Genomic DNA, 11,542 nt, shown 5'->3' on the forward strand with positions numbered 1-11,542 from the left:
GATCCGCTTCGTATACTTGACGTCCTTGATGTTCCCTTCCAAAATGTCCAGCAGCAGGCTTGCCGCCTCGCGCCCCATCTCTTCCTCGCTTTGATCGATATACGTAAATACGCTGAGCTCTTCGAGCATGGGACTTGGGTTATCAAACGTGACGATGGACAGGTTACCCGGGACATCCAGCCCCAATTCCTTGGCCATGGACCACAGGTTGACCCCAAGCTTGCAGTTCAGCGCGATAAACGCCGTCGCCATCCGGCTTTTGAGGAAGCGGTACAGCGGGTGATCCGTACGGGAACGCCCCGTTGGGATGCTGAAGTCGGTAAGAATCAAAGCAGGATTGATCATCGCGCCCTTGTTCTTCAGCGCTTCGTTATATCCTTGAATCCGTTCATCGACCGTCACCGTCGGTATTGGAGAATCCGAGCATATCGCAATGTTCCGGTGTCCCAGCTCCCACAGATGATCCACCGCCAGAATGGAACCCAGAGCCGGATCGGACAGGACCACGTTCGTCTCTACGCCGGGCAGATGCCGATCCAGGAGGACGAACGGGTAATTCTGCATCTTCAGCGCGATAATTTCTTCACTGTACACCTCGGCATCCACCGGAAAAATAATCAGCCCGTCCGTCGTGCTGCGAAGCTCGCGGATCGCTTCCTTCTCCAGTTCTTTGGAATTGTAAGTGAACATGACGACCAGCGAGTATTTGCTCCCCGACAGCGCGCTGCGGATCCCCCGTACCATTTGGATGGCAAAATAATCTTCAATGGAAGGAAACACGAGCCCGATCTTGGGAGCCGACGACGATTTGGCCTCAGAGACGAGGGAGACCGGATTACCCGATATGTACTTCTCAGGCACGCCCTTGACGTAACTTCCCCGGCCCGGAATCCGGTAGATCCAGCCTTCGCCCGCCAGCTCGGCCAGCGCATTGGCCACGGTGATCCGGCTCACCTGAAACTGGTCGATCAGCTCCTTCTCGGTCGGAATCCGGTCGTCTTCCTTCAGCTGCCTGGAAGCAATCAACTGCTTGAAATGGTTTTGTATTTGAATGTACAGCGGCTCCCTGTCCTGGCTCATGACAATAATCCTCCAATACCTGATCTTTCGGTCATCTTCCTTTTAGCATTATATCCCATGGGACATACATGTCAACGCCGCTGCCCAGCCGCGGGCTCATCCGGACCGCTGAATATCGTACCGGATATCCAGGAAACGGAGTCCGAAAATCCACATCCGGTGGCGGGCCGTCAGCCGCTGTCCGGACTCCCCCTCCCGGATCCAGAAGGTTTCCTTCAGGGGCAAACGCATCGTGAACCATGAGGCATGCAGGTAAATGCCCTCATCGCCCCGGTGAGCAGGGCTGTGGGCGCTGGTCAAGACGAGCCCGGAGCCTTCATTATACAGGCGCAGCATCCCGGTCATATTGGCGCCCGGCAGCGGCAGGGCGATATTCATGTAGGGCTCGTCTCCGAACCAATGCAGGGAATAGAGTGCAATGAAAATTGCCTCCCCCTGCCCGTTCAAACGCTGCCAGGCGCGAACCCGCTGCCTTCCGTCCCTTCCCGACGCCACCGGAAGAACCCGGCCGTACATCCCCTGCCACCCTTTAAATGTGCCAAGATGGATCTGCCCGATCCGGCGGCTGATGACTTGATAGACCACAGCCAGCGGCCTAAACCACCCGGCCCAGCGGATGTCGGCCCGCATCGCGTACTGATCGGTATGCTCGTAAAAATCCCGAATGACGGGCGACAGTCTCCGGGCGCGGAACGAGGCGGAGTCAAACCCGTCGATCCGGTCGACCAGCCCTGAGTAGGATGCCGTTTCGTCAAGGAGTCCTTTCCTGCTTAAGAAGTGGCGCCCGATATGCCTTCCGCCAGTGATGGAGCTTACCGGTTTGCCATAATAGCTCTCCTTCGGGAAGTTTCCCTCCAGCAGCCAGCCCGCAAGCGACGGAAGAGCTACGCCTACCGCGTTCGTGAAGCCGTGAATCCAGATCATCCGGTTGATCGAGAGACTTCCGAACCCCATCGCCCTTCCGGCTGCGTAAATCAGGGAGAACAGAATCGTCACCATCAATACGAGCGCCGAAAAAGAAATGAGGTATTTGGCCTCCCGCCGGGTAAAGGAAGCTTTGAAAACAAGCAGTCCGTAGCTGTACAGGGCAGCCAGGTACGCCGCCACCAGAATGAACTCAAGGGCGGTGGAAAAAGCAATGCCCAGCGCAATGCCGGCCGGGGCCAGCATGATGATGACGGTCGAGGTTAGGTACAGCTTCCGTCCAACCGTTATTTTTCGCCCCAGCAGCCCGGCCAGGATCGGGATAATAAATGAAGAGTAATGAAAATGAACGGCTGTCAGCATGATGAGCACGTCCGAAAAATCCATTATGCGCCAATGCAGCGACGCAGCCAGGAACCAGAAACCGCCCCCGGCCAAGTACATCAGTCCGAAATCCACCGCGGTTTCAGCAAGCGGATGCAGCCCCCTCTCCAGCAGCCGTCTCAGCCCATACAGCGCCGTAATCACCGTAAAAGCCACCCAGGGAAGGCATAACAGCGGGATATCTCCCATGAAGGAGAGTGCCGCACAGACGGCAGCCGGGGGGTAAAGGATCGTCATGATTTTGTACAAAGCCATCGTTTTCCCGTTTCGCAAGCGGGCATCCACGAGCATCAGGAATCCCGGAACCAGCACCAGCACCGCCAGCATCAGCACCGCTTCAAGCACTTGAAGCTGCCGCCCGCTGACGCCGAGAAACATCACATACAGCAGCAATCCGAACCACGCGTTACGCTTCATCCCGGCTTCCTCCGCTCCCGTCTTTCCTTGTTCCCGTAAAGCTCCCTTTATAGGCGAAAAGGGTGCCGAACAGCGGATTGCGCACATGCACCCGAATCCGGAAGCACTGCCGCTCCTCGTCGTAGGACTCCACGATCTGGGCCGCCCCGTGAAAAACACGGGGAAGCGGGATCCGCATGCCGAACAGGGGCAGCCACTGGCTTCTGGAGGAGATGTGCATGGCTCCTTTGTCGTCCACGTGGAGGGACAGGGAGGAGCCGAGCAGCGCCGGCTTGCCGAACAAGTCCAGGATCTGCTCCTCCTCGCTGTCCCATTTCATCACGGCATCGAAATGGCGCTTTTTGCCCCGGAAATCAAACGTCCGATCCCAATGTACCGTCTCCTGGCCCTTTGCATCCCGGGATACTTTGTTGTGGATAACAAAAGGGATGTTCCGGCCCCGCTCGGGAAAGAACAGACGGGCCCGAATGCCCAGCACCATCATGGCCCGTACGGCGAACGAACCGCCGCTGATTTCCTCCATCCGGCCGGCCCCGGTAAACACCGCATCTCCCGTCAGCCGGTAACGCTCCTGCAGTTTGGGATGCAGCAGCTGATAGGTATCGCCGAGCTCCTGTTCATAGATCGATTTCATAGGTCACCTGCCTTCTTTCGGCGGCAGCGGGCGGCACTGGGCAGATGTCGGCTGTTCCCGTAGCCGATCAGCGACAGGACGATCAGCATACCGTTTAGCGTCACGGGATTAAACGGGGCAACGAAACTGCCGATGTCCCCGATCCCCGCAGAAGCGGTCAGACCGCAGATGGCAACGATCTGGAGAATAAACAGCGGGCGCTTCAGCTTATACAGCGGCAGCAACCACACGAGTCCAAAGAGCATTTCCAGTATGCCGACCATCCGGATCATCGCCACACCGCTGCCCATGTTCCCGGTTACGGCTTCCATCATACGAATTTCGTCCGGATGTGCCATGATTAGCTTGGGAACGAGACCGTGGTACAGCCATACAAACGCGATCACCCCGCACACGGTCCAATACGTGAGAAAGCGCTGGAGCAGCAGCTTCGGATGAAATCCCTGCTCCAGCCACATTTTTAACGCGTCAAAGCTCCAAGCCGTCGCCCATCCGAGCAGCGGCCTGAACAGGTAGGCGTCGGCAAGACGCCCCGCCGCGCCGAAAGCCGACTCATATTGGTACAGCGTCTCGAAGCCGATACCGCCGTCTTTCTTCGTATACTTCCAATACCCGCTGCCCTTTCGGATTAGCGACAGCCGGTCATGCGTCCAAAACTTCAGCGAGGAGACCCGGTCCCCGGATTCCTTCTCCACTTGTCCCGCCGATTCTCCCTCGCCTGCAATATCGATGCCCATGCCGATCCGGGTTCGGTACATAAAACGTTGAGGCTCATCCTGTGCCCGCGGCAAATACGAAATTTCCGTAAACCGGGCATCCCATACGGTATGCAAATCCGGGTTCTGGGTATATTCCCATAGCTTATCCATCGTTGTGTCGATATCGATTTGCACATAGATGGGCCGTTGCTTTTTCATGGCGTCTCCCCCTTGCTTTGCTCCCTTCCTAATTCGCGGAAAAAGCCCGATGTCCTTCTAAATTCCTTCCTGTTTAGACAAGATCATACACCGATGGCATTTGTTTGGAGGCCTCCGGCGGCGCGAAAGCTGGAAGGAACTGGCGAAGAAAGGGCGAATCCTTAATAGATTGTTATAATCTGCCGATGTTGGGGAGGAAAAAGTCCATGAGTTTTTTAGACCGTTTGGAAAAATACGCCGAGCTCGCCGTCCATGTTGCGGTTCATATTCAGCCGGGGCAGTCCTTGTGGATCAGCGCTCCGATCCATGTGCCGGAATTCGTGCGCATGATCGCCAAGCAAGCGTATCAAGCCGGGGCGAAGCTGGTTCATATTGAGTGGCAGGACGAAATCAGCACACAGCTGAAGTATCATCTCGCTCCTGACGAGGCTTTTGAGGAGTACCCGGTGTGGAGAGCAAAGTGGGTTCAGGAATTCGCCGAGAACGACGGGGCATTTCTTTTTATCGAATCGGCCAATCCCGAGCTGCTGAAGGGTGTGGATCCCAAGCGGATCTCAGCTCATTCCAAAGCGGCCAGCGCCGCACTCTCCAAGTGGCGGGATTATATGTCCGCAAGCAAAATGACCTGGTCCATTATCGGCGTTCCGTCCGAAGCCTGGGCGAAGCTGGTTTTCCCGGACCTGGCACCGGAAGCCGCGGTCGAGGCGCTGTGGGAGGCGATCTTCCAAACTGCCCGTGTGAGCAGCGGCGATCCCATCCAGGCTTGGAACGAGCATAATGCGAATTTGCGCAGCAAACGCGAATATTTGAACCGCAAGCAGTACAAGCAGCTTCATTATAAAGCTCCGGGCACCGACCTGCTGATCGAGCTTCCGGAGCATCATGTCTGGAACGGCGGTACCGCCCGAAACGAAGCGGGCAATGAGTTCAACCCGAACGTTCCGACGGAAGAAGTGTTCACTTCGCCCCGCAGGGAAGGGACCCGGGGAACCGTCCGCAGCACCAAACCGCTCAGCTACCAGGGAAACTTGATCGAGAACTTCAGCCTGACGTTTGAGGACGGAAAAGTCGTCGATTTTACGGCAGAGAAAGGATACGAATTTTTAAAAGGCATGCTCGACATGGACGCGTCGGCCCGCTATTTGGGCGAAGCCGCGCTTGTGCCGCACCACTCGCCGATCTCGGAGACCGGGCTCATTTTCTTCAATACGTTATTTGACGAAAATGCATCGAACCATCTGGCCCTGGGCGAAGCCTTCCCGACCTGCATCGAGAACGGAACCTCGCTCACCCGGGAAGAGCTTGACCGTGCCGGGCTGAATCACAGCATGATCCACGTGGATTTCATGATCGGCTCTGCGGACATGGACATCGACGGCATCACGGCGGACGGCCAAAGGGAACCTGTATTCCGTAAGGGCAACTGGGCGTTCTGATCCACCATACTAGTTAAGCAAAGCCCTCCACCCGCCTCACATGCAGGCCGGATGGAGGTTTTTTTCTTGTCATCGGTTCCAGCCGTGCTGTGAGAGCAGCCTTTACGACTGATTCGATCCAATCCGAAACGAGATGCTCCGAAGGTCCGACCGCTGCATCCAGCGCTCAAAAGCCTGCACGGCGGCCTCCGCCACCTGGATATCCTGCTCGCTCGTCCCTCCGCTGACCCCGATGCCCCCAATGATGACATCACCTGCTTTTAACGGAATTCCTCCCCCCAGGATGACCACCCTGCCCTGATTCGTCGTATTGATCCCGAAGGATGGCTGCCCGGGCTGAGCCGTTCTGGTCAGATTCGAGGTCGGCATCTGCAGGGCCACACTGGTCCAGGCTTTGTTCTGGGCGATATCGATGCCCCCGATCCGGGCGTGGTCCATCCGGTGAAAGGCGACCAGGTTCGCGCCGTCGTCCACGATGGCGATGTCCTCCGCCAGCCCCATTTCCTTGGCTTTTTTCTCGGCTGCTTCGAGCAGCATTTTGGCAAGATCCAGCGTCATTTTCATGATCAGGCTACCTCCAGCTTCAATGTTCTTTCCCCATTGTATGGCCGCCAGCCCATAAGCGTGTTATTGGACGGAGAACGCTGTGAATTTGCCTGCAATGTGCAACATTTGGCATGACCGCCTCGTCAGGAATTATGAAGAGCAAGCATCATTTACCAATTGCATGCACGGTGAAACATTCCGATCCGCACTCGCAAGAACGCCATATAGAGGAGGAAAATGACAGATGAACAAAATTTACAAAGTATTGGCAACCGCATCAATTTTCGCTCTGGCAGCCGTTCCGGTTGCGGCCAGCGCCCAGGAGGTTCTGCCCGCAGCCGCTCAAAGCGGACAAGGCCAGGTTCAACATGAGGCCAAAGTGGTTCCTGCCACATGGGGACAAATCACGGACTTCGTGAACGACAAGACGGGCAAATCCGTTACGGTTACGGGACGGGGGCTGGCTCCAAGCGATCAAAGCCAGATCGTCCTGGCCATCACGCCAGAGACCAAGATCGTCGATGCCCGCGGGAAAAGCGTTCCCCTGAAAACCGTGATCGATGAGAAAAAAGTCGTGAAGGCGTTCTACGGTCCGAATATTACGAAAAGCCTTCCGGCCCGCGGCACGGCGCTAACGCTTGTCGTTCAGGATAAGAGCTTTACCGCCATTGATGGTACCGTATCCGAAGTGAGAGAGAACGGCATCCTGGTCAGAGGAACCGATATCTACACCTCTAATGAGGACACGATTCTTCTGCACCTGGCCGATAAAGCCACCATCCTCAGCCAGGACGGCAAGGCGCTGACCAGCGGCGACATTAAAGAGGGCACGAGCATCCGAGCTTTCTATGGTCCTGAAGTGGCCATGAGCCTGCCGCCTCAAGCCGGAACGAATTATGTGATCGTGAACACGGAAGACACCGGAAGTGGTGAAACCGGAAATACAGATCAGGAACTCAAAGCCGGCACAGATGGCATCGTCACCAATACGGCGGACGGCAAAGTGACGGTCGTCGGCAAGGCGCATGACAAGGGCGGCGTCAACTACGTCATCCTCTCCGTCGATGACAAAACCCAAATCGTCGACGAAGACGGCAAGGCGCTGACCAAGGATGCCCTGAAGGCGGATATCCGCGTGGACGCATATTACAGCGATATCATGACGATGATTTATCCGGCCCAGACGCATGCCGGCAAAATCGTGGTGAAGAAGGCGGAAACGGTCAAAATTGAAGGTACTGTTAAAGCATCGGACCGGGCTTCGGCCGATCAGGTCTATGTAAACGTAGGATCCGATGATTCCACCGACAACGACGTCATTCTGAACATCTCGAAAGATACGCCGGTCATCCCAACGATGGGCGGCGATACCAAGCTTCTCCCGGGCACCAAAATTATCGCCTATCATTCTCCAATCATGACCAAATCGATTCCCGGCATCACGAATGCCGAAGCGATTATTGTGACGTCGGACGCCGATACGGTACAGCCTAAGTAATATCAACGTATACGCAGCTTGCATAAAAGCGCCCAAACCCTGCCGATTCTTCTGAAGAATCGGCAGGGTTTTTTTGGAGGTACGAACGTATAACTTAGGGCTGCCTGATTCACGGGCGGGACCCGTTCATCCGATAATTGGCGAGCCTCGGACGATCTTCAATCCCTTGCCCGATCGTCCGCTGCGCCTTCAGCTCTTCCGCTTTCTCCCGGCGAGAGCGACCGTCATCGGAATGATCAGCATCGTGTAGAATCCAAGCACCGTCATGCTGAGGATAAAGGCGCTCGTGTAGCTGCGCGCATTCGACTGCGATACGCCGTCCGCCACCAGCCTCTCGGCACCCCCGGCAGCGGAAGCGGTAACCTTGCATGCGCCGGGAGCCGCCTGTGCCTGACCGGCCGCTGCCGGGAAGCAATCACGCAGCCTGGCCAGCGCCGTCTGCCCCTGCTCCTCCGACAAGGCGTAGGATGTCAGATGCTGCCGCAGTTCAAGCTCGGTCCGCGCCTCCGCCTGATTGGCATAATGGCTTAATGAGCTCATCCAGACAATTCCGATGAGGCCGATACCGATGGCAGAGGCGAGCTGCATCCCCGTCGTCAAAATGCCGGAGCCCGACCCGATATCCTGCTTCTCTACCTTGGACAGCACCACATTGGTCAGCGGCGCGGCGATAAAGCCTTGGCCTATGCCCAGCAGGACCAGAGCCGGCAGCCAGAACCATACGTTCGGCGACCACCCGGTGGCCCAGATCGTCAGCGCGACCGCGAAATAGCCGACGGAGGTCAGCACCGAACCGACCGTAAGGACGTGGGCTCCAATTTTGCCCGCCAGCTTCGGTGACAACAGCGAGGCCAGAAAATACCCGATGCCCATGGGCAGGATGATCAATCCGGATTTCAGGGCACTGAATCCATGCCCCATTTGCAGCAAATAGGCCGTGATCAGAAAGAAGGCGGCTTGAGCGGTCATCATGAGAAAGATCACGGCCAGGCCCAAGCTGAATGCTTTCTGGCCGAACAGCCTTACGTTCATAAACGGCCGGCGTCCTTTGGCAAGCAGCCTGCGCTGCGTCCATACGAATACGGCGAGGACAGGGCCGGACAGAATCAGGCTGATGACGAGCAGTGCCGGCCACCCCTCCTTCTGCCCCTGGACCAGCGGATACACGAGGAGCAGCAGTCCTGCTGCCGCCATGGCCGCACCGAACCAGTCCATCCGCGAGCGGTCCGAATCCTTCGATTCCGGAACGAACGGAGCCATCGCCAGGATAATCAATCCGATCGGGACGCTGAAGAAAAAGACCAGCCGCCAGTCGAGATGCCACGGATTCCAGCCGAGCAGCAAACCGCCGATCAGCTGGCCGGTCGAAGCGGCCAATCCCTGGGCTGCGCCATACAGCCCGAAGATCATTCCCCTCTTCTCCGGCGGGTACTGCGCCTGAATGAGGGACAGTACCTGCGGCGATATCAGCGCCGCACTAAAGCCTTGAAGCACGCGGATGGCCGTAAGCACACCGACACTGCCCGAAATGCCGCATAACAAGGATGTTAATGTAAAGCCGGCCACGCCGATCAGGAGCATCTTCCGCCGTCCGTACTGGTCGCCCAGCCGCCCGCCGATAATTAGGGCCACGGCATAAGACAAGGTATAGGCCGAAACGACGAACTGTACGCCGTAGAAATCGGCGTGAAGCCCCCGCTGAATCGAAGGGGTTGCCACATTGATGATAAAAATGTTCGCTACGGCCATAAATACGGACAGCAGCATCACCGCCAGCATTAAACGCGGCCTCTGGCGCGGCTCAGCCGCTGCCTGCGCAAGAGGCGCGGGAATGGAATTGACCGGTTGGTTCATCGCTTGCTTCATCCTCCTCTGGCGGGTCCGGATATTTGACAGCAACCGGAATCAGCCATTAAAATAAATGAGACAGATCTGTCTCGTTTGATAATCGTATGATACAGACAGATCTGTCTCATGTCAACAGCGAATTGACCTTATTTTAGGAACAGGTGATTAGAATGACTAAGAAGGAATCCGCCAAAGAACGGATACTGAGGGTGGCGTCCGATTTATTTTATAGCGAAGGCGTGCGCGCTGTAGGGATCGACCGGATCATTGAAGAGTCGGGGGTCGCCAAGGCCAGCTTTTACCGCAACTTTCCGACCAAGGACCATCTGGTTGTGGCCTATTTAGAGCTGCGCTCCAAGACTAGAATGGAAGCCGTTGAAGAAGTGAAGCGGCAGTTCCCCGATTCGCCCAAAGAGCAGCTCTATGCCCTTCTGGAGGAATTGGTTGAACGGATGAAGAGCTCCCGATTCCGCGGCTGTCCTTTTATGAACGCCATCGTCGAGTTTCCGGATGAGGACCATCCCGGACACCAGGCAGCCATGACATACCGCTCCACGTTATGGAAAAATGTTGAGGATATTGCCCGCCAGGCCGGCGCCCGCGACCCGGTACAGCTCACTTACCAGCTTCAGCTGCTGAAGGATGGCGCCATGATGAGTGCCTACATGGATAAGGGGTACTACCATGCCGAATATTTTCTGAACGCCTGCCAAGTGCTGATCGACCGGCAGTTTGATGAGCCCACTCCGTCCCGCCGGACAACCGAATAACATGGCGCCGCGGGCAGCAAACATGCAGGCAAGACCGAGGGCACCCTTCGTGCTTATTCCCGGCCTTGCCCGTTTTCATGCCTTACGACTTCGCTATCGCAAGCAGGTGGGAAGTGACGCCCACATACTCCCGGAAGGAGCGGATCCGTTCCTGCTCGAAACGGAACACGATCACCAGCTCATTCGTGTACGGCATTTCGTTAAAGATCCCCTCCGCTTGAAAGATAACGATTCCGGTATCCTCCTGCTCCACGCAGGTGACCGGCGTTAGCTTGGCGCTCATGCTCGCCCGTTCAAGCTCGACCAATTCCCGGAACCTCCCGGTTCCCCTCTGCTCTCCCTGCCATTCCTCAAAAGGGATCGGGACGATAAAACCAAAATCAGAGGTCACCAGCGCTTCAAACGCCCCCGTATCCCCTTCCTCAATCGCCCGGCGAAATGCATTAAACGCTTGCAGACTGCGCTCGTTTCCCTTTTCCATTGGTTCCATACAGCATCCTCCTCTATAGGGTTGATTATGCCTTTCCAAATCTTATGAGCTCATTATATCGTTTAAACACGACAGGTACTGTCTTGTTTTTGTGATACACTTGAGAAAAAAATGAAAGGACGGGACGCCGATGTATAAATCCCAGCGGTTGATCCGGCTTATCATGCTCGTCAATGCTAAGAAAAACTTTACCCTCCGCGAACTTGCGGATGAGCTGGGCGTGTCCCAGCGGACCATATCCAGGGACCTCATCGAGCTTGGCGAGCTGGGCATCCCCGTGTACTCCGTTCAAGGACGGGGCGGCGGTTTCCGCCTGTTAAACGAGCGGCTGCTGCCCGCAATCGCTTTTACCGAAAGCGAAGCGACCGCCTTGTTCTTCGCCTCCCAATCGCTGGCTTATTTTGGCTCCGTCCCGTTCGGTAAAGCGGCCGCTTCCGCCCTCGACAAGTTCTATCACTATCTCCCGCCGGACCTGAAAGAGAGAATTAGCCGCTTAACCGGTAAAATGGCGATTTGGAGCCCCAGGCGCAGCATGTCTGCCGAGTGTCTGGAAGTGCTGCTGCAGGCGGTTATGAGTCGCAGCGCCGCAACCATTGTC

The 11,542-nt window shown here is 56.5% G+C and carries 11 protein-coding genes; 4 read left to right on the plus strand and 7 right to left on the minus strand.

All coding sequences use genetic code 11. The features are described 5' to 3' along the window. The 4 genes from CPT76_RS32415 to CPT76_RS32430 form a co-directional block, all read right to left on the minus strand. Positions 1–1,080, minus strand: a 1,080-nt coding sequence (locus CPT76_RS32415) for a GntR family transcriptional regulator (RefSeq protein WP_105445803.1), incomplete at its 3' end; no start/stop codon positions are given. Between the two features lie 96 nt (positions 1,081–1,176). Continuing rightward, a complete protein-coding gene (locus CPT76_RS32420; protein WP_181153193.1) occupies positions 1,177–2,805 on the minus strand; it encodes a YndJ family protein in 1,629 nt (542 codons plus the stop codon). Continuing rightward, the gene (locus CPT76_RS32425; RefSeq protein WP_105445805.1) at positions 2,795–3,439 is read right to left on the minus strand and encodes a DUF4166 domain-containing protein; all 645 of its coding nucleotides are present in this window, start codon (positions 3,437–3,439) and stop codon (positions 2,795–2,797) included. Before CPT76_RS32425 ends, CPT76_RS32420 begins: the two co-directional genes overlap by 11 nt. Next, entirely contained in the window at positions 3,436–4,356 is a 921-nt protein-coding gene (locus CPT76_RS32430; RefSeq protein ID WP_105445806.1) for a DoxX-like family protein, read from the minus strand. The genes CPT76_RS32425 and CPT76_RS32430 overlap by 4 nt, the downstream gene beginning before the upstream one ends. A 206-nt stretch (positions 4,357–4,562) precedes the next feature. Between CPT76_RS32430 and CPT76_RS32435 the strand changes: the two genes are divergently transcribed. Next, positions 4,563–5,792: an aminopeptidase gene (locus CPT76_RS32435; RefSeq protein WP_105445807.1), complete on the plus strand. Its 1,230-nt coding sequence runs from the start codon at positions 4,563–4,565 to the stop codon at positions 5,790–5,792. A gap of 102 nt (positions 5,793–5,894) precedes the next feature. Here CPT76_RS32435 and CPT76_RS32440 read toward each other — a convergent pair whose 3' ends face one another. Further along, a complete protein-coding gene (locus CPT76_RS32440) occupies positions 5,895–6,359 on the minus strand; it encodes a GlcG/HbpS family heme-binding protein (protein WP_089549234.1) in 465 nt (154 codons plus the stop codon). Positions 6,360–6,582: 223 nt separating this feature from the next. Between CPT76_RS32440 and CPT76_RS32445 the strand changes: the two genes are divergently transcribed. Then, the gene (locus CPT76_RS32445; protein WP_105445808.1) at positions 6,583–7,836 is read left to right on the plus strand and encodes a peptidase; all 1,254 of its coding nucleotides are present in this window, start codon (positions 6,583–6,585) and stop codon (positions 7,834–7,836) included. A gap of 189 nt (positions 7,837–8,025) precedes the next feature. On the opposite strand, the gene CPT76_RS32450 is transcribed toward CPT76_RS32445, so the two are convergent. Then, a complete protein-coding gene (locus tag CPT76_RS32450) occupies positions 8,026–9,690 on the minus strand; it encodes an MFS transporter (protein ID WP_219845489.1) in 1,665 nt (554 codons plus the stop codon). Positions 9,691–9,854: 164 nt separating this feature from the next. Between CPT76_RS32450 and CPT76_RS32455 the strand changes: the two genes are divergently transcribed. Beyond that, positions 9,855–10,454 (plus strand): TetR/AcrR family transcriptional regulator, encoded by a 600-nt coding sequence (locus CPT76_RS32455; protein WP_105445810.1) that lies wholly within the window; start codon positions 9,855–9,857, stop codon positions 10,452–10,454. Between the two features lie 82 nt (positions 10,455–10,536). Here the strand turns inward: CPT76_RS32455 and CPT76_RS32460 are convergent, their stop codons facing one another. Further along, positions 10,537–10,944: a nuclear transport factor 2 family protein gene (locus CPT76_RS32460; RefSeq protein ID WP_258169028.1), complete on the minus strand. Its 408-nt coding sequence runs from the start codon at positions 10,942–10,944 to the stop codon at positions 10,537–10,539. A 130-nt stretch (positions 10,945–11,074) separates the two neighbouring features. Here CPT76_RS32460 and CPT76_RS32465 point away from each other — a divergent pair. Continuing rightward, positions 11,075–11,542: helix-turn-helix transcriptional regulator (locus CPT76_RS32465; protein ID WP_146116506.1), on the plus strand; the 468-nt coding region annotated here is incomplete at its 3' end.

It is taken from the genome of Paenibacillus sp. AR247 (genome assembly GCF_002968895.1).
Taxonomy (GTDB): Bacteria; Bacillota; Bacilli; order Paenibacillales; family Paenibacillaceae; genus Paenibacillus_AQ; species Paenibacillus_AQ favisporus.

Bases quoted from the DNA above. Each gene is read 5' to 3' on its own strand.
- CPT76_RS32420 (WP_181153193.1), bottom strand. From the start codon at position 2,805: ATGAAGCGTAACGCGTGGTTCGGATTGCTGCTGTATGTGATGTTTCTC.
- CPT76_RS32425 (WP_105445805.1), bottom strand. From the start codon at position 3,439: ATGAAATCGATCTATGAACAGGAGCTCGGCGATACCTATCAGCTGCTG.
- CPT76_RS32430 (WP_105445806.1), bottom strand. From the start codon at position 4,356: ATGAAAAAGCAACGGCCCATCTATGTGCAAATCGATATCGACACAACG.
- CPT76_RS32435 (WP_105445807.1), top strand. From the start codon at position 4,563: ATGAGTTTTTTAGACCGTTTGGAAAAATACGCCGAGCTCGCCGTCCAT.
- CPT76_RS32445 (WP_105445808.1), top strand. From the start codon at position 6,583: ATGAACAAAATTTACAAAGTATTGGCAACCGCATCAATTTTCGCTCTG.
- CPT76_RS32450 (WP_219845489.1), bottom strand. From the start codon at position 9,690: ATGAACCAACCGGTCAATTCCATTCCCGCGCCTCTTGCGCAGGCAGCG.
- CPT76_RS32455 (WP_105445810.1), top strand. From the start codon at position 9,855: ATGACTAAGAAGGAATCCGCCAAAGAACGGATACTGAGGGTGGCGTCC.
- CPT76_RS32460 (WP_258169028.1), bottom strand. From the start codon at position 10,944: ATGGAACCAATGGAAAAGGGAAACGAGCGCAGTCTGCAAGCGTTTAAT.